Source organism: Chitinivibrionia bacterium (assembly GCA_009779925.1).
GTDB lineage: Bacteria > Fibrobacterota > Chitinivibrionia > Chitinivibrionales > Chitinivibrionaceae > WRFX01.
Genome location: WRAZ01000026.1, coordinates 1 through 21,829, shown reverse-complemented (window position 1 = coordinate 21,829; position 21,829 = coordinate 1). Strand labels below are relative to the sequence as shown.

Annotated in this window: 15 protein-coding genes and 1 riboswitch; all 15 genes read left to right on the top strand. The window is 44.2% G+C overall.

The genetic code is table 11. The features are described from left to right. The first annotated feature begins 64 nt into the window (after nucleotides 1-64). The 15 genes from FWE23_07900 to FWE23_07830 all read left to right on the top strand — a co-directional run bounded on the left by FWE23_07900 (nucleotide 65) and on the right by FWE23_07830 (nucleotide 21,794). The gene (locus FWE23_07900; protein MCL2845355.1) at nucleotides 65-1,561 is read left to right on the top strand and encodes an anthranilate synthase component I family protein; all 1,497 of its coding nucleotides are present in this window, start codon (nucleotides 65-67) and stop codon (nucleotides 1,559-1,561) included. Then, on the top strand, nucleotides 1,545-2,303 hold the full coding sequence (gene trpC / locus FWE23_07895) for an indole-3-glycerol phosphate synthase TrpC (protein ID MCL2845354.1): 759 nt from the start codon (nucleotides 1,545-1,547) through the stop codon (nucleotides 2,301-2,303). The genes FWE23_07900 and trpC overlap by 17 nt, the downstream gene beginning before the upstream one ends. Then, a complete protein-coding gene (locus tag FWE23_07890; protein MCL2845353.1) occupies nucleotides 2,300-2,914 on the top strand; it encodes a phosphoribosylanthranilate isomerase in 615 nt (204 codons plus the stop codon). The genes trpC and FWE23_07890 overlap by 4 nt, the downstream gene beginning before the upstream one ends. Continuing rightward, on the top strand, nucleotides 2,907-4,148 hold the full coding sequence (gene trpB / locus FWE23_07885) for a tryptophan synthase subunit beta (GenBank protein ID MCL2845352.1): 1,242 nt from the start codon (nucleotides 2,907-2,909) through the stop codon (nucleotides 4,146-4,148). Before FWE23_07890 ends, trpB begins: the two co-directional genes overlap by 8 nt. Then, nucleotides 4,145-4,921 (top strand): tryptophan synthase subunit alpha, encoded by a 777-nt coding sequence (gene trpA, locus FWE23_07880; GenBank protein MCL2845351.1) that lies wholly within the window; start codon nucleotides 4,145-4,147, stop codon nucleotides 4,919-4,921. Before trpB ends, trpA begins: the two co-directional genes overlap by 4 nt. Further along, nucleotides 4,918-5,718, top strand: a complete 801-nt coding sequence (gene proC, locus FWE23_07875) for a pyrroline-5-carboxylate reductase (GenBank protein ID MCL2845350.1) — start codon at nucleotides 4,918-4,920, stop codon at nucleotides 5,716-5,718. Before trpA ends, proC begins: the two co-directional genes overlap by 4 nt. A 145-nt stretch (nucleotides 5,719-5,863) precedes the next feature. Next, a riboswitch (cobalamin riboswitch) is annotated at nucleotides 5,864-6,034 on the top strand. Nucleotides 6,035-6,235: 201 nt separating this feature from the next. After that, complete coding sequence (locus tag FWE23_07870) at nucleotides 6,236-7,684, top strand: NAD(P)/FAD-dependent oxidoreductase (protein ID MCL2845349.1); 1,449 nt, start codon at nucleotides 6,236-6,238, stop codon at nucleotides 7,682-7,684. A 20-nt stretch (nucleotides 7,685-7,704) separates the two neighbouring features. After that, the gene (locus FWE23_07865; GenBank protein MCL2845348.1) at nucleotides 7,705-8,103 is read left to right on the top strand and encodes a hypothetical protein; all 399 of its coding nucleotides are present in this window, start codon (nucleotides 7,705-7,707) and stop codon (nucleotides 8,101-8,103) included. Nucleotides 8,104-8,144: 41 nt separating this feature from the next. Further along, nucleotides 8,145-8,942 carry a helical backbone metal receptor gene (locus FWE23_07860; protein ID MCL2845347.1) on the top strand — a complete coding sequence of 266 codons (798 nt, stop codon included), beginning with the start codon at nucleotides 8,145-8,147 and terminating at the stop codon, nucleotides 8,940-8,942. Nucleotides 8,943-9,031: 89 nt separating this feature from the next. Continuing rightward, on the top strand, nucleotides 9,032-12,901 hold the full coding sequence (locus FWE23_07855; protein ID MCL2845346.1) for a hypothetical protein: 3,870 nt from the start codon (nucleotides 9,032-9,034) through the stop codon (nucleotides 12,899-12,901). Between the two features lie 134 nt (nucleotides 12,902-13,035). Further along, complete coding sequence (locus FWE23_07850) at nucleotides 13,036-14,412, top strand: hypothetical protein (GenBank protein MCL2845345.1); 1,377 nt, start codon at nucleotides 13,036-13,038, stop codon at nucleotides 14,410-14,412. A gap of 130 nt (nucleotides 14,413-14,542) precedes the next feature. Next, nucleotides 14,543-14,794 (top strand): type II toxin-antitoxin system RelB/DinJ family antitoxin, encoded by a 252-nt coding sequence (locus FWE23_07845; GenBank protein ID MCL2845344.1) that lies wholly within the window; start codon nucleotides 14,543-14,545, stop codon nucleotides 14,792-14,794. A 4-nt stretch (nucleotides 14,795-14,798) separates the two neighbouring features. After that, nucleotides 14,799-15,080, top strand: coding sequence for a type II toxin-antitoxin system YafQ family toxin (locus FWE23_07840; protein MCL2845343.1), 282 nt, complete (start codon nucleotides 14,799-14,801; stop codon nucleotides 15,078-15,080). 327 nt (nucleotides 15,081-15,407) lie between these two features. Continuing rightward, nucleotides 15,408-20,807 (top strand): fibronectin type III domain-containing protein, encoded by a 5,400-nt coding sequence (locus tag FWE23_07835; protein MCL2845342.1) that lies wholly within the window; start codon nucleotides 15,408-15,410, stop codon nucleotides 20,805-20,807. A gap of 168 nt (nucleotides 20,808-20,975) precedes the next feature. Continuing rightward, nucleotides 20,976-21,794 (top strand): hypothetical protein, encoded by an 819-nt coding sequence (locus FWE23_07830; GenBank protein ID MCL2845341.1) that lies wholly within the window; start codon nucleotides 20,976-20,978, stop codon nucleotides 21,792-21,794. The last annotated feature ends 35 nt before the right edge of the window (nucleotides 21,795-21,829 follow it).

Sequence of the window (21,829 nt, the reverse complement as noted above, 5' to 3'; positions counted from 1 at the left end):
GCCTTGACAGCGCAGTTTCCGATTTATTATATTTGATACTACAAATAGAAACAAGGTGGGAATTATGAAAGTTTTATTAACAGAGAATATAGAAAAAAACTTGGAGTTTTTTGACTTGTTTCGCGAATTTCACTTGGAATTCGGCGCTGAAAACGTCTGTATTTTAGATTCGGCGCGAGGTCCCGACATCGACAGAAACAACAGCATTGTAGGATTGTTTCCAAAATTCGACATAAAAATCGATAGGGGAGTAATGAGTTTTGAAAGCGAATACGAGGAGCTGAAAAACAAATTTGCCGCCGAATTTGGTGGTTTATCCTGCAAAGTTGCGGCGTTTAGCGATGTTTTTCCACGAATAAAAAAAATATTCGGCATAGAAAACGATTTGGATTACGGCAACGGTTTAATAGGATATTTCGGCTATGAATATTTGCATTATATAAACGAAATAGAGCGCAAAAATATTGATGATTTAGGTATGCCGGATGTTTATCTGACGTATTATTCGCATCTTCTGATACAGAATACAAAGGACAGTTCTGTTAAGTTGGCGTCGAATTTTATTACCGAAGACGCTTCCGATGAAAGAAAAAAAATTCTTGATTTCATAGCGGCGAAAAAATGTGTTTCTGTAAGCTCAACGACCGATGGGACGTCTTCAGAGGTTATGCTATATGGCAAAGAAGACGCGGTCGTTGAGCCTTTTGAGACAAATCTTGCAGGCAAAATAGAGAACACTGTTAGCCGCGAAGAATTTTTTGAAAATTTCAAAATCGCCCAAGATTATATTGCGAAAGGCGAAATTTGTCAGATAATACTCGGAAATCGCAAAAAGATAAAGACAAAAGCAAAAGCGATAGATATTTACTGCGAAATCCGCAAAATTAACCCGTCGCCGTATATGTTTTTCTGGGAGAGAGGCGGCTATTCGCTCATTGGAAATTCGCCGGAATTGCAACTGAAAATCGAAAACCAACACATGGAAATTCGTCCTATCGGGGGGACTTCAAAGGGCAAGGGAAACAACGAAGCCGAAAGAAAAAAACTGCTTGAAGACCTCATAAACAGCCCCAAAGAACGCGCGGAACACGTTATGCTTGTAGATTTGGCACAGGACGACATAGGAGTTTACGCGGAAGACGGAACGGTAAAAGTGGATAAATTTATGATTATTGAAGAATATTCCAACGTCTTTCATATAGTGTCGATTGTAAGCGGAAAAATTCCCGAAACCTGTAATAAAATGAAGATATTTGAAGCTTGTTTTCCTGCTGGAACGCTAACGGGCGCGCCAAAAGTCAGGGCTATGGAAATTATTCAGGAATTGGAAAAATACGAGCGTGGAGTTTATGGCGGAGCGTTCGGCTTTTTTGACTTCAACGGAAATATTTTGAGTTCAATTGCAATTCGTACCGCTATTAAAATCGGCGATAACGTATATTTTCAGTCGTCGGCGGGGATTGTGGCGGGTTCTACCCCCGAAGGCGAGTGGAACGAAACAGAGTTTAAGTTGAACACAATAAAATCCGTAATGGAGAAAAAAAATGAAATTTTTGGATAATATTTTACAGCAAAAACGACTTGAAATAAGAAAAATGGAAGACGAACTTCCGAAAAAAATTCGTAAAACATATTCGTTTGCCCAATATTTGAGGGAAAATAACGATAAAATTCAGGTTATAGCCGAGCTTAAACGGGCTTCTCCGTCTTTGGGCGACATAAACATCGGCGTTGATGTTGTTGCGCAGGCAAAATCTTACGAGAAATCCGGTGCGGCGGCAATTTCCGTTTTAACCGACGACGTGTTTTTCAAAGGAAACATTGACGATTTGCGCGAAGTTGCGGCGGCGGTAAAAATTCCCGTGCTTAACAAAGATTTTATCTTGGATAAAAAGCAGATAAACCGCGCCATAAACGCAGGCGCCACAATGATTTTGCTGATTGTTGCCGCGCTCGACGAAAAAGACCTGAAATCGCTGTATGATTACGCCAAAAGTTTGGGTTTGGAAATACTCGTGGAAGTGCACGATTTGGCGGAATTGAGGATTGCTCAGAAGTTAAACGTAGAAATTATAGGCGTAAATAATCGAAATCTTAAAACTTTTGTAGTAGGTTTGGAAAACAGCATTGATTTGGCAAAAGAATTTAATGAAAACGCGCTTTACATAAGTGAAAGCGGAATTAAAACGGCTGATGACGTTAAGAGGCTCTCAAAGGATTTCAACGGAGTTTTGGTGGGCGAAACTTTGATGAAAGCGGGAGATATTGCGAGTAAAATAGAGGAGTTGCGAGTTAGCAGGTGAAAGTAAAAATTTGCGGAATAACGACAAAAGCGGCGCTTGCCGCGGCGGTTGAGGCTGGCGCGGATTTTGTGGGATTTGTATTTTTTAATAAAAGCAAGAGAAATATTTCGGTAGAAAAAGCGAAAGAATTGACTGAATTTGTGCCGCAAAACGTGAAAACCGTCGGCATTTTTGTTGATGAACCCATTGAAAGTTTGCTGAAAACAGCAGAAGATGTAGGGCTCGATATTGTTCAGTTGCACGGAAACGAAAGCAGTGATTATTGCAAAAAAATAGGGGAGCATATCCAAAAAATCAAAGCGATAAAAATTATTGACGGAGAATTCGCTCAAAACCCGTGCGATTTTTCGGAAATGCCGCTTCTTTTGGACGCTCAAAATTCGGGTTTTGGCGAAAAATTTGATTGGGAAAAGGTCGATTTAAGCAAAATTCGAGGCAGAGAATTTTTTGTGGCAGGCGGATTAAATTGCGAAAATGTTGTTTCGGCAATAAAATATTTTGCACCGTTCGCGGTTGATGTTTCGAGCGGAGTTGAGACGGACGGAATAAAAGATATTGAAAAAATAAAAAAATTTTGCAAAACAGCAAAAGGAGACACAGCAAATGTATAATTTTCCGAACGAAAAGGGGTTTTACGGCGAGTTCGGCGGGCAATTTATCCCCGAAACCTTGATGTATGCGGTAAAAGAATTGGAAGAAGTTTACAAAAAATCGCTGGAAGACAAAGATTTTCAGCGCGAATTTGACGAATATTTAAGAGAATATGTCGGGCGCGAAAATCCGCTTTATTTTGCAAAAAATCTTACGGAATTTGCAGGGGGCGCAAAAATTTACTTGAAACGCGAGGACTTAAACCACACGGGCGCGCACAAAATAAACAACGCAATCGGGCAGGTTATGCTTGCGCGAAAAATGGGCAAAAACAAAATTATCGCCGAAACCGGAGCTGGACAGCACGGCGTTGCAACTGCGACTGCGGCGGCGCTTTTCGGTATGGAATGCACAATTTTTATGGGCGAAGAAGACGTTCACAGGCAAGCGTTGAATGTTTTCAGAATGCAGTTGCTCGGCGCAAAAGTGGAAAGCGTTGTCAGCGGCTCAAAAGTGCTTAAAGACGCGGTAAACGAGGCGCTTCGGTCTTGGGTTGCGCGGGTGGAAGACACGCATTACGTTATGGGCTCGGTTTTGGGACCGCATCCGTTTCCGCAGATTGTCCGCGATTATCAGAGCGTTATCGGAAGAGAAGCGAAAGCGCAGTTTCTGCAAAAAGAAGGCAAACTTCCCGACGCGCTTGTTGCCTGCGTTGGCGGCGGGTCAAATGCAATAGGGCTTTTTTATCCGTTTGTAAATGACGAAAGCGTTCAGATGTTCGGCGTTGAGGCTTCGGGGCTGGGGCTTGGCACCGACAAACACGCCGCAACTATAGCAAAAGGGCGAAAAGGCGTTTTGCACGGTTGCCTTATGGACGTTTTGCAAGACGAAAACGGTCAAATAATGGAAGCATTTTCGATTTCGGCGGGCTTGGATTATCCGGGGATTGGTCCCGAGCATTGTCATCTTAACGATATAAAACGCGCAAAATATTTGAGTTGTACGGACGACGAAGCGCTCGAAGCGTTCAAAATCTTATGCAAAACCGAGGGAATAATTCCCGCATTGGAGAGCTCTCACGCAATTCACGCCGCAATAAAATTAGCCAAAGAACTCGGCAAGGACAAAACTATGATAGTCTGCCTTTCGGGTCGCGGCGATAAAGACGTAATACAAATTAAAGAGCGCTTTGAAAAAGACGGCACTATGGACAAATTGAAGCCGAACAATTTGAGAAGCGGGGGGCAAAAATGAATATTTTGCAAAAACATTTAAGCGAATTAAAAGCGAAAAACGAGACAATAATGGTGCCTTACATAATGGCGGGCGACCACGAAAAAGGAATTGACGGACTTGAAGAAACGATTACTTTTTTGCAGGATTGCGGCGTTAGCGCAATCGAAATCGGCATCCCTTTTTCTGATCCCGTTGCCGACGGCGAGGTAATTCAAAAGGCTGGGCTTCGGGCATTGGCAAGGAATATAAGCCTAATGGACGTAGTAAAAAAACTGCAAAAAATCAAGACGAAAATCCCGCTTGTGATAATGTCGTACTTCAATCCGATTTACAATATCGGCGTAGAAAAGTTTATAGCAGAACTTAAAGACACTGATGTTAAAGGCTTGATAATCCCCGACTTGCCGTTTGAACATAGAGAAATGGTTGAGCCGTTTTTGGAGGGTAGCGAAATTTCGCTCCTTCGCCTGCTTTCGCTGACAACTCCGAGAGAAAGGCAGAATACTTTGCTTGACGGCGCGCAAGGATTTATTTACGCAGTCGCGCTCAACGGAACAACAGGAGTAGGTCGAGAATACCGAGACGATATTTACGGGCATCTGAAATATATGACAGGCGAAAGTAAAATCCCCGTTTTGGCAGGCTTCGGCGTTTCGTGCGTTGAGCACGTGCAGAAATTCAGAGAAGTCTGCGACGGCGTAATTGTCGGGAGTTTTATAGTAAATGCTTTGCATAGCGGGGAAAAAGAAAAGGTTGCGGATTTCATTAAAAAATCAAAGGAGATTAAATGAAAATATGCGTTCTCGGCTGTGGAAATATGGGCGGTGCTATTATCGACGGTTTGCACAAATCATACGGCGAAAAAGTTAAATTTGAGATTTGGGATACCTTTGCCGCTTCCGCTGAAAAATTCACTTTTGCAAAAATCAAAGCTCCTGATTTATGGTTTGAAAACGGCGAACCCGACGTAGTTTTAGTCGCCGTAAAACCCCAAATAATTAAAGAAGCGCTCTCGGTTTTTGAAACAGTTGGGAAAAACAACGGTTGTCTATGGATTTCTATCGCGGCGGGAATAAGCATTTCCACGTTGCAAAATTTGCTTCCGCAAAACGCGAAAATCGCAAGGGTTATGCCGAACACTCCAGCGTTAATAGGGGAGGGCTGTTCGCTTTATTCGCTAAATTCTTTTTGTGATGAGAACGACAAAAGCGTGGTTGAACAAATACTCAATTCGGTCGGAATTTCGTTTGAAATCCCCGAAAGTCAAATGAACGCGGCGACGGGGCTTTCTGGAAGCGGTCCCGCGTATATTTATACTATAATAGAAGCGTTTGCGGAAGCGGGAGTTGCGGCAGGGTTGCCTTACGAAATCGCGCTGAAAAGTGCAACTCAAACCGTTTTAGGCAGTGCGAAAATGGTGCAACAGGCAGGCGAAAGTCCTGCAACGCTCAAAGCCCGCGTAATGTCGCCGAACGGAACAACGGTTGCAGGAAATACCGCTTTGGAAAACGGCGGAATTCGCGATGTTATAAAGGCGGCAGTAATTGCGGCGACAAACAGGGCGGAAGAGTTGGGGAGAAATTCATAAAGATAATAATCTGTTTTAATTAAAGAAACAGGAAATACAGTCTGTCTTTTTTTTGCTGTTTCAAAAAAACTAAACAGTGTTTAGTTTCACAAAACTTTCACAATTTTCCAAAAAACCTCGCAAATTACTTTCTCCAAATAGTATTTTACCCTCAAATATTTCGCGCATCGGGGAATTATGTGGAATTCATAAACAATCTCAGTTGCCGTGATGAGTAAGTTAAACCTGTCTTTAATTACCGCCACCGAATTTTTTTTGGGAAGGCGAAAGGCAAGGGCTCTCAGTCGGAACACCAACGCGAAATTTATTACCTTTAAACAATTTTGCTGAAGACGAAATTGCGGAAGTTTTTAAGATGTAAAAACGATACTTGGTCGATGTTTTGTCGGCTGTTGTGTTGTATTGGGCTTTGTTGTTTTTATAACGTAATGGGATTTGGCGCTCTGCCGAAACTGTTTTGTTTGTAATTTAACATTGCTTTAACTTGTTTTTAAGGAGAATTCGTATTGTGAGCAATATGAAGACAGTAGTTGTAATCGGCTCCGGAAACGGGGCGCTTATCACGGGCGCTTTTTTGGCGCAGGCGGGAGCAAAAGTCGTTGTTGTGGAACAGCACGACAGGGTCGGCGGATACGCGCATAATTTCGGCAGAAAAAATTACCGTTTTGAGTCGGGAATTCACACAGCCGCATTGGCTGAGGGCGGGGTTGTCCGCACTGTTTTGGGGCAGTTGGGCATAAACGACGAAATAAAAACCTTTGAATATCCCGAAATGTACCGCACAATTTCGCCTTACGGAACAGAAATTATGCCGTCGAACAAAGACGATGTTATCGCAAAACTTTACGACGATTACGGACATCAGAAAAAGGGCTTGGATATATATTTTTCGGATTTGGATTTGCTTTACGACGAAGTTTTTACGCTCTGGGACAAAGGAAAACGCGGGCTTTTGGACGAAGACCACACAAAAACCGACAAATTCAGGAGGCATTCTTACGGCTCGTATCTCGAACAGATTTTTGACGACGAAAAATTGCGCTTTTTCCTTTCGGGAATGTGGATGTATATCGGAATAACCCCCGGATTTGGCGAGCACATGTTCATGCAAATGCTTTTTAATTCGCATTTTCGCAACGGAACGCACGGGGTTGTCGGGGGATTTTCGTCAATTCCAAAAGCGTTGGCGAAATTTATAGAAAAAACGGGCGGAAAAATAATATTGGAAGACAAAATCGAGCGGATTTTATGCGAAAACAGGGTGGTAAAATGCGTAAAAACAAAAAACGGGCTTTCCATTGACTGCGATTTGGTGGTTTCGGGATGCTCGCCTTATAGTTTGCACCACAATTTGCTTGACGAGAATAGCCGTTCGTCCGTTTATCAGACCCGTCTTTCGCGATTGAAACCCGCCGATCCCGCCGTAATAGTGTATTTGGGAATGAAAAAAGGCTACGAAAAATACATAGATTGCTATGTCGGAATGTATTCTCGGCACAAGGACATAGACGCGCCTTACAAGCGGTTGCGCGGCGAAAATTCGGCTTTTGAATGCGACAATTTGGCAATTATGCACGGAATTCAATTTATGGCAGACCCTACAATACTAATGTTTTCTTTTGTGAAGCAGACCGACAGCCGCAACTGGAAAAACGACAAAAAAATTGTCGCCGACAAAATGATTGACGAGTTAAACGCCGTTTATCCGGGCATTAAAGAATACATAGACCTCGTGGAAATCGGCTCTCCCGACACCTGCGAAAGATACACTTTAAGCACGGGCGGCTCGATTTACGGTTTCCAAAGCCCCGGAATTCATTATCACGAGGCGAAAATGCCGATAACCACGCACATAAAAAATCTGTATCAGGTTGGGCAATGGATACGTCCCGGCTGCGGAATTTTTTCGACAACTGCAAGCGGATACACGGCGGCGCAAATGATTCTTGAAAAAAATAAATTTTAACAAAACAAAGGAGGTTTTTTATGATTAGAGACGAAAATACGCAAATAAACTACAGCGACATCGACGTTGAAATCAGCGAATTGTGTATGGCGATAAACAGAATTGCGCATTTTCAGACGGTTGAAAGTTGCTTTGGACACAGCGCTTTCGGCGACGGAACAAAAGAGGACATTATGATTTGGATTGACGTTGACAACATAAGGGCGTTGAACCGTTTTTTGCACGCGTTCAGCTGTACTTACGGGAAAATATGCACGCATTACACCGCCGACTGGAGGCTGGAAATATACAACGACAAACAAAACAGCATAGATGATTTGCTGCATTTATTGCTAAGAGGAAAAAAAACAGTGGACGTTCTCGATTGCAAAAGCTTAGCAAAGGCGATAAATTATTATGCAGATGATTGTTTAACCTGATTGCACAAAACGTATTTTTTAATGAAAAAAAAGGAGTTTTTATGTTTTTGAAACCTGTTATTATTGTTTTATTTTGCGCAATCGTTGCTTTTTCGCAAAGGATTGTCTCTCTTGCTCCGCCTGCGACAAATCAGCTTGTCGCCTTGGGCTCGGACTCTCTTTTGGTGGGGAGAACTTCGTTTTGTTTGGGCGGTGAAAACGCCTCGGTTATCGGCGATGTTATGAACATAAGCGGCGAAAGCATTATGGCGCTTAACCCCGATATTGTAATTGCGGGCGGACTTACAAACGCCTCGCTTATAGAAAGATTGCGAAGAGCAAACGTGAATGTTTTGGTGATTTTAGACCCCAAAAATTACGAAGAATTGCGCGAAAATTTCAGAAAAATCGCTGAAATTGCGAATGTTTTGCCCAAAGCGGACAGTATTTTGGCGATTACCGACAAGCGGCTTTCGCAAATGATCGAAGAAAACAAGGCGATTGAAAACCGTCCGATAATATTCGTTCAGTTGAGCGCAAATCCGATTTTTACGATAATGCGCAACACGCTGGGAAACGAAATGATAGAAGGTGCAGGCGGACAAAACGCCTTTAATCTGGAGGGCGGCGCAATGGTTTCGGCGGAGGCTGTTGTGGCGGCAAATCCCGACATAATAATAATCGCCGATATGGAAAGAATGTCGCGAAACGAAATCAGGCGGTGGTCGCGGTTCAGAAATATGTCGGCGATAAGAAGTAATGCGATTTACATTATAGACGGCTATGCAATAGGCTCGCCAACCCCCGTTTCGTTTATTGAGACGGTGGAGAAAATTCGGGGGAAAATAAACAGAAATTAGTGTAGAAAGGATAAGGTTTTTATGTATAATTGCGGCAATAACGATTATTGCCGCAAGGGAGAAATTTTAATTAAAAAAAGGAGATTTTTATGGTTTTTAAGGTAATCGCGGCGATATGGATGACCGCGCAAATTTTGTTCGCCCAAGCGGTTTGGGACGGAACGGCGAATACTGATTGGTACACGGAAACGTCGCCGTTTACTATAAATACCGCCGAAGATTTGGCGGGTTTGGCGCAGTTGGTTAACGGCGGAAATAATTTTGCGGGGCAGGTCGTTGTGCTCGGGGCAAATATTGTCTTGAACGATGTATCGAATTGGAAAGATTGGTCGGCGACCGTTGCGCCCGATAATCGTTGGACGCCGATAGGCTCAACCAATGCAAACGCTTTCAGAGGGACTTTTGACGGAAACGGCAACACTATAAGCGGCGCTTACATAAGCGCTTTGTCAAACGATCAGGCATTGTTCGGATATGTCGGCGCAGTTGTAAGCAACGTGGCGCACGGAACAATAAAAAATCTGAATGTAATCAAATCTTTTTCAAGAGGATGGGCTCGGGTTGCGGGAATTGTTGCGCAGGTCAATGCGGGCGGCAGAATTATTAACTGCTATTTTAACGGAAATGTGCAAGGCGGCGAAAACGTCGGCGGACTTGCAGGAAGCAACAGCGCCAACAACGCGGTCATAGACAACAGCCGTTCTTCGGGAACTGTAGCGGGAATATCCATACAGGGAGCGTTCTCAATGCTCAACGGAAACAATATCGGCGGGCTTGTGGGAAACAACGGCGGCGGACAAATATATAACAGCAGTTCCAATGCTTCCGTCAGCGGAAATTTGCGCTCGGGCGGACTTGTCGGCAATCAAACAGGCGCGGCGGCGATACATAACAGTTTTGCCACAGGCAACGTTTCGGGAGACAGCATTGCAGGCGGGCTTGTCGGCGGAACTTTTGTAGGTCCGATTATAAGCAACAGTTTTGCCGCGGGTAGCGTAGTATCGACAAGAGGAGCTGCCGGCGGACTGGCGGGAATAGTTTCGGGAACAGGCGTGTTTAACAGTTTTTACGACAGTCAGACAAGCGGTCAGGCGGGCGCAGGTATAGGCAAAACCACGGCTCAAATGCAAAGTTTGGATTTGATAAACGCCTTAAACGGTTTCGGCGCTATTATAACAATTCCCGAAAATCATAACGTATCGATAAGAAAATGGAACTATTATCCAAGCGCTTATCCCGTCTTTGGCAACGAAAATCTTGAAGTTAAAACTGTTGACGACTTTTTTGCGGGCGACGGAACGGAAAACGACCCGTGGATAATAAGCGAAAGAGAGCATTTGACGTATTTTTCGGCGTTTATAAATATGGCGACCCCTGCAACTTTTGAGGGACGACACTTTAAACTCGGCGCGGACATAGAACTCAACGATAATTCGGCGACGGATTGGCATAACTGGGAAACCGCTCCTCCCGCTAACGTCTGGGTTCCGATAGGAACAGGCACGGGCGCTACCGCCAGCAGACAATTTCGCGGAACATTTGACGGCAATTTCCATACTATAAGCGGCGTTTATATGAATTCCGCGGGCGGGAGCGGTCAGGGATTGTTTGGAAACGTCGGGGTTGCAGGAACAATAAGAAACCTCGGTTTAATCAATTCTTACATCAGGGTTAACGACTCTTGGGTCGGCGGAATTGTCGGCGACCTTGCAGGAAGATTGGAAAACAGTTTTTCAACGGCTTGGGTAGCGGGAATAAATTGGGTTGGCGGACTTGCGGGCAGACCGATGGGTATTGCGGCTCTTATAATCAACAGTTATTTTGACGGCACGGTCGAAGTAATAGGAACAAACGCTACTCCGACTATCGGCGGGATTGCAGGAGGAAATACCGCCACGGCTAATCCGCAACCAAGAATAGAAAACAGTTATTCTACAGGCAGAATATTGATGAACGGAACGGGAGCGCAGTCAAATATCGGCGCTATTGCAGGAAACATCAATCAGGTGCAAGTTGTGAACAGTTATTTTGACAGAGAAATAACCGAGCGAAACGCAGTCGGGGTCGGCGTTAATATCAACGCCAACGCCGCGCAATTCACGGAAAATCTGAGATTGCAAAGCGACATTTTCGCCGCTTGGGACTTTGACGCCGTTTGGGCTTTTGACCCAAGAAAAAACAACGGTTATCCGCATTTGCGGGGCTTTATTTATGCCATAGACCCGAGAAATCCCGAAGAAATTTGCTTTGAAAGAGGCGAAATCTGGTGCGAAGACGAAGAAAATTGCATTAGTTTGCCCGACGAAGAACTCAAACAAAGATGCGAAGAAAATCCCGATTTCGTTTGGTGCGAAGTTCTTAACAGATGCAGACCGAGAGTTGATTGGTACGACGGCAAAGAAAGCCCGTTCGTGATTTTGACGGCAAACGGTTTAGAACGTCTTGCGTTTTTAGTGAACGAAGGAATTGACGATTTTGAAGGCAAAACGGTAAAATTAGGCGCGGATATTACATTATCGGGAAATTGGGCTCCGATAGGCAGAAATGCAGAAAACCCTTTTGGCGGAATTTTTGACGGACAAAGCAATACGATTTCGGGCTTAACTGTCGCTCCGACAATGTTTGCAGGATTGTTCGGCTATATAACAGACGGACAAATAAAGAACGTAAATCTTGTAGAGGCGAACGTAAAAGCGGCGCAGTCGGGCAGAAGCTATGCGGGAATTTTAGCGGGCTTCTACAATTCCGATAAAACCATAGAAAACGTTTTTGTAAGCGGAACGGTTTTAGGTCAAGGCGGAACAAGCAGCGCCGATACCGACGCCTCTTTTGCGGGCGGTTTAATCGGTTGGGCAAACAGCGATAATCTAATAATCCGAAACAGTCGAGTAAATGCAAGCGTTTTGAGCCCTGCTACGGGGCAAGGAACGGGCGGCGGCGGTATTCGTTTGGGCGGATTTGCGGGATATTCGCACGGAAATAATCTGCTTATCGAAGAAAGTTTTGCGAATGTGAATATTTCGGGCGTAGCTCAACGCATAGGCGGCTTTGTAGGACAAGCGCAAAGATCGATTATTATCAGAAACAGCCACGTAAACGGAAACATTAACGCCGCCCACTCGTCTGTTTCGGCAGGCGGATTTATAGGCGTTGCCGCGTATTTGGCAGAAATAGAAAACTGTTATGTTCGCGGAAATTTCACCGGCGGTTTTGCAACAAGACCCGCCGCAATAATCGGAAATGCAAACTCCCCCGACATAACGGCGACTTCCGTATTCTTCGACTTGACGACAGCCGACTTGGCAGTAGGCAACATTTCTGCAGAAATCAACGGAATTGATGGCGTATTACCCGCCGCGTTAAAAAACAAGGCAACTTTCGACGACTGGGATTTCGACGATATTTGGGCAATCAACGTACATATAAACGGCGGCTTTGCGCATTTGCAGGAATTTGCGGCTCACTACGAACATACACCCTGCGTTGCAGAAAATTGGACTACAACCAAAGAGCCAACCTGCACCGAAGACGGCGAGGAAGCAAGAATTTGCACCATTTGCGGAAAAACAATAGAAACGCGACCAATCCCGCAATTAACCGATGGTTCTTGCAACCCCAATTTTATCCGCGACCGAAATCCGACCGACATCAGATACGGCATTTTGCTCGAAAACGCAATAGTCTCGGATATTGCAAGAATTTCGGTGATAACTCCCGAACTCGCGCAAATAACCCTGCGAATTTTGGATGTTTTGGGGAATGTTGTATTTACGGAAACCTCCGTAGGGGCGGGTTTGAAACCCGCCCGTACAAACGCCGCCGATAACGCCATCATCTGGAATTTAACCAACCAATCAGGTCGTTTCGTCGCCAACGGAACGTATCTGATTATAGTTGAAGCGAGAGGTATCAGCGGAAAAATTCACACATATTCCACCCGAATTGGCGTAAATCGATAATTGTTCGCCAAATTGCTGTAGGGGCGGGGTCTGCCCGCCCAAAACGCGCAAAACCAAACGGGACTAAACGGAAAAATATGGACGGATAAACAGGGCGGGCAGACCCCGCCCCTACACAAAACAGGAGAAAAAAAATGATAAAACGCTTATACCTATTAACCGCCTTATTTGCCGCGACGGTTTTCGCCTCTTTCGGCACGGACATCACATTCCAAAAAAACATATCTTTAATCGAATACCAATCGGTAAGCCCGCATATCGTTCATCTTCAGGACGTTAAACATCACAACGGAAAAATTTACGTCGCCTTGCATTATCTCGATAACGCTTTTCAGCCCGCGGCAAATTCACTGATTTTGGAAATGGACGAAAGCGGAAATGTTTTGCGTGAATTTACGAGCAATTTTGCGAACGTATATCAAATTCTTTTTCGCGGCAACAGTTTATTTGTAATCGACCGAGGCAGTTGGCTTGGCGGCGTTGCGGGCGGAATAACAAAAATCGACCTCGAAACCGAAGTTAAAACCACAATTTTGGACGGAAACACAGAGGGCAGAAGTCCCATAAAAATGGAATTTGCTTCGGACAACAGCGGTTTTTTGTTAATGGGCGGCGCTCATTGGGGCGACGAAACAATAGCAAAATTTACTTTGAACGGCAATACAATAAGCTTGGATTACAACGCCGTAAGCACAATGAGAAGCATAACTTCGATTTCGTTAAATACAACGACGAATAATTTATGGTTTGCAAGGGGAAGCAGGGTTTACAGATATTGCCTAACAAGCGAAACCATAGAATTTAACACAATAACAACCCAGCCAACCCAAGAAATAATATCAATCGGCGACATAACGCTGACCATAGAAAGCAATTTTACGGCGGGAACTTACGGCGTAATAATTTCGGACAGCTACACCCGAAAATCGGTAATCGACGGCGACGCAGGCGGCGGCTTTGCAGACGGAAATTTTTACATCCTCGAACGAAGCGGTTCGGGCAGATTGATACTTTTAAGTCCCAGCGGCGAAATAATCAGACAATTTCCTTTTGACACCCGCTTTTTCAACCCTCACGGCGTTGCAGGAAACGGGAAAGGCAATATTTTCGTCGGCTCAAAAGAAGAACTCGCGCTTGCTGTTTTTGCTCTCGAAGGATTTGAAGTTCCTCCAACCTTAATCAGAAACAATCCTCCGCGCAACACTCGATACGGAATTTTGTTGAAAAATCCCATCGTTTCCGATGTTGCGAGAATTCGCGTAAAAACTCCCGAGCCTGCAAGAATAAACCTGCGAATATTTGATGTGTTGGGTAATGTTGTGTTTTCGGTGGACGATGTAGGGGCGGGTTTCAAACCCGCCCCTACGATAGATGGTGCTATCTTCTGGAATTTAACCAACAACAACGGACGACGCGTCGCCAATGGTGCGTATCTGATTATAGTTGAAGCAACGGGTATCAGCGGGAAAATTTACAGGTATCGGGCGAAAATCGGTGTAAACGGGCGCTGAATGTGCCCGTGTTATTTTATTTTCACATTTTTTCACTTATTCTTAATTAGGATGAAAAAATATTTCGCCCTTAATTTTCTCTCCACCGCTCTTTGGCAAATATTATATTACTATTCTAAAAGGAGGTAGTATGACCACAATAACTTTTCGTGTAGAAGATGAATTGAAATACAGGTGCAAATCATTGCTTGAAGAACAAGGCACAACTATTTCACAAGCATTAAAGAAATACCTTGCTCTTATTGTGAACGAGGGTTGCGTGCGCGTAGGCGAAATTCCCAATGAAACTACATTATCGTCAATTAGTAAAACTCAAGCAGGCGTTGGAGTTAAAAGATTTAAGTCATCGCAAGATTTGAAAAGTCATTTGTTGAGTTTGTAAGACAATGAAAGATATAGCAATTTCCGATAGATTCGAAAAAGACTGGAAAACGCTTGCCAAGAAGCGATACAATTACGATGAATTGAATGCCGTGTTAGAGTATCTCGAAAAAGGAGAAGCGTTGCCGCGAAAATACAAAGACCATTCATTGCGTGGAGATTTACAAGGGTATCGCGAGTGCCACATTCGTGAGAATTGGTTGTTGATGTATTCGACAGACAAACAAAATGTAATTCTTGAAAGGACCGGAAGTCACGACGAGTTATACAGAAGAGGAAAACGCTAAAATAAGAAAATCACTTTATTTTCACATTTTTTTGCATATTCATTAAGGCATATATTATTTTCTCGCGCAAAATCTAAATCTCGGCTTAATATAGCCGATTTTGCAAAAAGGGGTAAAATGGGCAAAATTATGAAAAATCTCATAAATTTCAAGGATACTCTTGACAGGAGTATAAGGTCGAAATTACTCTCTCTCTCTCTCTCTCTCTCTTAGTACCTGTATTTTTAACAAGCGCAAACAAATCTCACATATATATAAATATATATGTGGACAAATCATATACATTTACTTTTCTCAAAACATTAAACCTGTAAGGAGGTATTCTTTATGAGAAAATTTAGTGGGGTAGCAATGCTATTTGCCTTTGTGGCATTCATTGCTTTTTTGGTCGCTTGTTCCAGTGATGACAAAGAGGACAAAGGACCAGACGGATTGGGCGCTCCCGTTAGGACGGAAGCGATATTGGTGGGTGGCTTAATAGAAGTCATCTGGGGTGAAGTAGCGGGAGCTGTTGAGTACAATGTGTATCGTAGCAACAGTGAAGGCGGCGAGCTTAGCTTTCGCTTAATCGCTGTAGTTCCTGACACGTTTCACCTTGACGCGTCAGGGTCGGCGCTCGCAAGGTACAGAGTTGCCGGAGTTTGCGCTAACGGGAATGAAGGCGCTATGTCCGCTGTTTTCTCGGCGCCGTGCGTAAGTCTCGGAGCGGTGAGCAATCTCAACGCAGTTGCAGGTACGTTTGGCGGCGAATTGGGAATTCGGCTTGATTGGACAAATGTTAACGGTGCAAATCGTTATTTTTTGTTTTACAGCAACAGCCCTATTACTATCGGCTCCGTTGACAACGAGGAAGTAGTTGAAAGCAACGTCCGTATTGAAGCAGTGCACGGCAGCAGTTTTACGCTCGGAAATGTAGAGCCTTCGGAAACTTACTACTTTAGAGTAAGAGCGGCGAGCGACTGCGGATTGGGCGCTTTCTCGAATATGGTTGACGTGTCAACGGGATGCTTAGGACCCGACGCGCCCGAGGGATTGACTGCGACTGCATTAACTCCGACTTCTATAAGAGTAAACTGGAATGCGGCAGAAGACGCAACCGAATATATTTTGCAATGGGGAACTTGGCAAGGCGGGTGGTTTAGCCCCGCAGGCAACATAACGCTCAGCGCATTAACGCATACCCTTATTGTTAACGCGGGAACTTTTTTTCAATTCAGAATTGCCTCAATAAACGAATGCGGACAGGGCGTGTGGACAACCGATACCACTGTTTCTGCTCAGACCGGATGCGTTAGCGCTCCCGCAACTGTAAGCGGTATAGCGGCAAGCGGAGTGTCTCAAACGAGCATAGAAGTTTCTTGGAACGAAATCAACGACAGAACGGTAATCGCTTATCAGGTATTCCGCAGTACAGTGGAAAACGGAATATTTACGCCTATCGGAAGAGTTGAAGGCAGAGAAAACACAAGATTTACAAACACCTTAACCGAAGCGGAATTGACGGCAAACACACCTAGCAGAATAACTTATTTCTACAGAGTTGTAGCAATAAACAGCTGTGGAACAGGCAATGTAAATACTTCAGGCTCAGCCAATGCAAGAATTCTTGCTCCGCGTCTTGAAGAAGGCACATTTCCGATTGTGGACAGCGTTGCGGCAGTTCTTAACAGAACGAACAACACAATAAGAATTTCTTGGGCTCGAAACGTTAACGCCGATACTTACGAAATTCAGCGCAGAACAGGCACAGACACGACTTGGATGAACGTAGGCACAACCGATAGAATTGAATTTACTGACTTAAACCTTGCGCCGCTTACAAATTATTCATATCGTGTAAGAGCAAGAAATTCGCACAGCCAAGAAAGCGAATGGTCGGCAATTGTAAGCGCGAGAACCGAATGTCTGACACCGGAGCAAGTGAGTATAACGTCGTCGTCGCTTACGTCTGACAGAGTGCAAATCTCTTGGACTGCCGCAAGAAATGCGGAACAATACGAAGTGTTTCGCGCAGTCGGAAGAAACAGTACCGTATTCGAAAGTCGCGCAATTGTTATAGGTACGGAATTTATAGACGCGAATTTGGATTCGACTGTTTTTTATCAATACTATGTAATAGCGATAAACTCGTGTGCAAGAAGCGCAATGTCGAGCATCGTAGAAGTATTTACAGGCTCTAATTGTGAAACGCTTTTGCCAGCGCCTTGGAACGGAAATGCAAGAGCGTCTTCTGCGACATCTATGATGGTTTCTTGGGGAACTGTACCAAACGCAATCGCCTATAACGTATATCGCGGATTAACCGCTAATGTGCAATCGGCAGTTCGCGTGTCAGGCGAAAATCCTGTTAGAGGAACATCTTGGGAAGACAGAGGACCGTTAAACAGAACGACCGAATATTTCTATTTTGTTTCTTCCGTTAATGTTTGCAATCTTGCGGGCAACAGAGGATTTGTAGCTTCCGGAATAACTTGCCGAACACCTGCACAAGTAGTCATTACCGATATCGAAGCAAGCCTAACCGAAAATTCTTTAACAATTCGCTGGGACAATGTTGAGGGCGCTACAGGTTATATGGTAGAGCGTTCGGAAGCTGTCGGCGGTCAGTGGGATACAATTGCGGCAAATTTTCGCACGGGCACGCCATCTGTTGACTTTACGCAATTTGTTGACAGAGATTTGGAAAGAAGTACCCGTTATTGGTACAGAATAACCGCGCTAAATGACATTTGCTTAGTAGAAGAACTTCCTACATTCGGAATTCCGTCGGAAATTCAAAACGGACGAACAAGAGCTGCGGAACTTTCGGCAATTACAGATCTTGCGGTAGCTTTGCCTTCAATTACTACAACTAGTGTTGGGCTCAATTGGGTAAGAGCGGCGGATACTAACGTAGTTGATTACCTTGTGCGCATATTTAACGCTCAAACGAGTACGGTAATCTTAGAAAGAGTTGTTCCTCAGGAGAATACCGGAGATCGTATTTCTGCGACAATATCCGACTTAACACCCGGAACAAACTATCTTTTTGTAGTTTTCGCTCGTGATGAAGAAAGAAACGAAAGCCCCGCGTCAAATGTGGCTTCGGGAAGCACAATAGCGCTTCCGACAGTGAGAAATCTTGCTGTAAGAACAGGCGAAGGCAGAATTACCGAAACTTCAATCGAACTTACGTGGGATAGAATACACGATACTACGGTGTATATCGTACGTATAACAGACGTTTTGGAAGGGTCATCTGATGAAATTGAAGTTCGTCATCCCGAAGCAGGAAATCCGACGACGAAAATTGAAGACTTAATACCCGGAACAAACTATAGTTTTGTAGTTTTTGTTCGCGACGGCAGTCATGACGGACTTAACTCAAACGTAATTGCCGCAAGCACAACTGCGCTTCCGACGGTGAGCAATCTTGCGGTAAGAACAAGCGAGGGTGAGGGTATGATTACAAAAACTTCAATTGAACTTACTTGGACAAGAGTGGGTATCGCCACAAATTATGTTGTGCGCATAACGGATGCTTTAACAGGTGATCCTGTCGGAGGAGACCGCGTGGTTCTTCAGACTGCAACAGGAATTAACCCGACGATGAAAATTGAAGGCTTAACTCCCGGAACAGACTATCGTTTCGTAGTTCTTGTTCGTTATAGCGGTCATCTCGGACTTCCCTCAAACGTACTTTCCGCAAAAACAACAGAGCTTCCGACGGTTAGCGGTCTTGCGGTAAGAGCAGACGGTATTACCGAAACTTCAATCAGCCTTACGTGGACAAAAGCGGAAACTACTGCAGATTATGTTGTGCGCATAACAAACGCTTCAACAGGCACGTTTGCAGAGCACGTTGCCGTTGCTAATGATTTTGAAGCAGGAGTTCCGATGATGGTGATTAGAGGTTTAATTCCCGGAACACTCTATCATTTAGTAGTTTTTGTTCGTGATGGCGGTCATGATGGACTTCCCTCAAACATACTTTCCGCAAGCACAACAGCGGCTCCGACGGTGAGCAATCTTGCGGTAAGAACAGGTGAGAATATGATTACCGAAACTTCGATTGAGCTTACGTGGGCAAGAGTGGGCGATATTAACACAGATTATGTTGTGCGCATAACGAACACAATAACCGGCGAGCCTGTCGGAGGAGATCGCGTGGTTTCTCAGTCTGCAGAAGAGAATCTGACGACGAGAATTGGAGGCTTAACTCCCGGAACAAGTTATGATTTCGTAGTCTTTGCTCGTTATCGTGGTCATCTCGGACTTCCTTCAAACGTACTTACTCAAAGCACAACAGCGCTTCCGACTGTTAGCGGTCTTGCGGTAAGAGAAGGCGAGAATATGATTACCGAAACTTCAATCAACCTTACTTGGACAAGAGCGAATGTTGCCACAAATTATCTTGTGCGCATAACAAACGTTTCAACAGGGAACATTGAAGAGCGCACAGTTTCTCAGCCTGCAGAAGGAAACCCGACGACGGAAATTGGCGGCTTAATTCCCGGAACAAGCTATCGTTTTGTAGTTTTAGCTCGTTTAGGCGGTCATAACGGACTTCCCTCAACAGCACTTACTCAAAGCACGACAGCAATTCCGATGGTGAGCGGTCTTGCGGTAAGAACCGGTGAAGGTATGATTACCGAAAATTCGATTGGACTTACTTGGACAAGAACGGGCGGCGCTAACATATCGTATATTGTGCGCGCAACTAACGCTTCAACCGGTGATTTTGTTGGAGAATATACAATTTCTCAGCCAGCAGAAGGAAATCCGACGACGGTAATTAGCGGTTTAATTCCGGCAACAACCTATCGTTTCGTGGTTTTAGCTCGTTCAGGCGTTCATAACGGACCTCTCTCTGCCGCAATTACGCAAATAACTGCAGGAGAGCCGTGTTTATCCCTCGCTCCCGCACCTACTAACTTTAGAGCGACAAACGTAGGCAACGGATTTGCCGAGTTCGCATTCGACGAAGTTGTCGGAGCAACACGCTATCAGTTTAGATACGATGCCTTTTGGTTTGATGGTTTTAATTGGCATCCTGCGGGCGGAACAACAATTTGGCAAAACATTACAAACAGAGAGTTTCGTATTCAAGAACCAATAGGTCGTCTGGTTAATGTGCAGGTAAGAGCCATTGACCCTTGCGGAGAAGGTATTGTAGCGCGAGTTGAGGGTATAACATTGTGCGGAACTTTGGCAATGCCTAATTTGGGGCTTATCGGTAGCGGCAATGGTTGGGCTCAAATTTCGATTAGTCAGGTCTCAGGAGCTGAGCGTTATGAGTTTCGAGTTGTTGGTGTTAGCGATTGGGAAGATATCGGCAACACTACACAATTTCAAACCAATAATTTTATAGGTCTTAATCCCGGTCAGTACGAGATAAGAGTAAGAGCCTTTAACTCGGTTTGCGGAGCGGGCGAAGAAGCAAGTATTTTCGTTAATATGTGCGACGCTGCGCAGGTAAACATCGCTGGTCATCTTGATCAATGGATAGGGGGTGAAATTTCCGCATATGTATGGCATAACAGCAGTGTAAGCGCCGCTCAGTTTAGAGTTTCACAACAGCCAACTTCCGGTTGGCTACCAACCATTCAGGGTAATTTTGACGGTTCGTTCTACTTTTTCCACCATCAGGTTTCTTCATCGGGAACTTGGTTTGCTGAAGTAAGACTTCAAAATGTTTGCGGCGTTTGGGGCGATTGGGTGTCTTTAGGAAGTACTTTTGTTCCTTAATAGCAGATTAAACTATACGGAGAAATTCCGTTTTGGTTAATCGTCAGTAAGGAACAGGCAGTTTTGCCTGTTCCTTTTTTTTGTTTTGCATTTTTCCTCTTTTGGCGGTTTTGTTGGCGGGGCAAATAGTATTTTGTATTAAAGATTTGCAATATTTGGAGGTAGATTATGGAAAAATGGGAAATAGAATTAGCTGAGATTAGAGCTATAATGGCGGAAACTGCGAAGAAAACAGCCGAAACCGCAAAGTTAATGGAAGAGAACGCAAAAGGTTTTGCGGAGATGAGAGCATCGCAGGCGGAGATGAGAGCATTGCTACAAGAAGAGAATGCAAAAGATTTTGCGCGTATAGAAAAGCAACAAGAAGAGAACGTAAAAGGTTTTGCGCGTGTAGAAAAGCTACAAGAAGAGAACGCAAAAGATTTTGCGGAGATGAGAGCATTGCAAAAAGAAGAGAACGCAAAAGGTTTTGCGGAGATAAGGGAGATAAGAGCATTGCAAAAAGAAAACGAAGCAACGCGTAAGAAATACGCCGAAGAAGCAGAAAAACGCTTACTGAAACTTGAAGCACTTGTTGGCAACACCGTAAAAAACATAGGTTTTTCCGCCGAAGAGTTTTTTCAGAATGCCTTTGCCGAAACGCTTACGTTTGCAGGTGTTAAATTCGACAAAATGTATCCCAACTGGCAAATCGTCGGAAAAGAAAGTTGCGAATTCGATATTGTTTTAGTAAATGGAGAGTCGGCGGCGCTCATAGAAGTTAAAAACCGTATTCATCCCAATTTTATAGATGAGATGATGACCGAAAAACTTGTACAATTCAAAAAACATTTTAAGGAAATCCCCAATCCCAAAATATATTTAGGTATCGCAGGGCTTTCTTTCCCCAAAGCAACCGTAGAAAAAGCAAATAAATACGGAATAGGCATAATAAGCCAAAAAGGAAACTCAATAGAAGTAAATACCGATTTTGTGAAAGAGCAATAACGGAGAATTTTCTGCTTTTTGCATAAAGTTTGTTT

What these genes read in the sequence shown, in the direction of transcription:
- FWE23_07900 (MCL2845355.1), top strand. Translation starts at nt 65, where the DNA reads ATGAAAGTTTTATTAACAGAGAATATAGAAAAAAACTTGGAGTTTTTT.
- trpC (MCL2845354.1), top strand. Translation starts at nt 1,545, where the DNA reads ATGAAATTTTTGGATAATATTTTACAGCAAAAACGACTTGAAATAAGA.
- trpB (MCL2845352.1), top strand. Translation starts at nt 2,907, where the DNA reads ATGTATAATTTTCCGAACGAAAAGGGGTTTTACGGCGAGTTCGGCGGG.
- trpA (MCL2845351.1), top strand. Translation starts at nt 4,145, where the DNA reads ATGAATATTTTGCAAAAACATTTAAGCGAATTAAAAGCGAAAAACGAG.
- proC (MCL2845350.1), top strand. Translation starts at nt 4,918, where the DNA reads ATGAAAATATGCGTTCTCGGCTGTGGAAATATGGGCGGTGCTATTATC.
- FWE23_07870 (MCL2845349.1), top strand. Translation starts at nt 6,236, where the DNA reads ATGAAGACAGTAGTTGTAATCGGCTCCGGAAACGGGGCGCTTATCACG.
- FWE23_07865 (MCL2845348.1), top strand. Translation starts at nt 7,705, where the DNA reads ATGATTAGAGACGAAAATACGCAAATAAACTACAGCGACATCGACGTT.
- FWE23_07860 (MCL2845347.1), top strand. Translation starts at nt 8,145, where the DNA reads ATGTTTTTGAAACCTGTTATTATTGTTTTATTTTGCGCAATCGTTGCT.
- FWE23_07855 (MCL2845346.1), top strand. Translation starts at nt 9,032, where the DNA reads ATGGTTTTTAAGGTAATCGCGGCGATATGGATGACCGCGCAAATTTTG.
- FWE23_07850 (MCL2845345.1), top strand. Translation starts at nt 13,036, where the DNA reads ATGATAAAACGCTTATACCTATTAACCGCCTTATTTGCCGCGACGGTT.
- FWE23_07845 (MCL2845344.1), top strand. Translation starts at nt 14,543, where the DNA reads ATGACCACAATAACTTTTCGTGTAGAAGATGAATTGAAATACAGGTGC.
- FWE23_07840 (MCL2845343.1), top strand. Translation starts at nt 14,799, where the DNA reads ATGAAAGATATAGCAATTTCCGATAGATTCGAAAAAGACTGGAAAACG.
- FWE23_07835 (MCL2845342.1), top strand. Translation starts at nt 15,408, where the DNA reads ATGAGAAAATTTAGTGGGGTAGCAATGCTATTTGCCTTTGTGGCATTC.
- FWE23_07830 (MCL2845341.1), top strand. Translation starts at nt 20,976, where the DNA reads ATGGAAAAATGGGAAATAGAATTAGCTGAGATTAGAGCTATAATGGCG.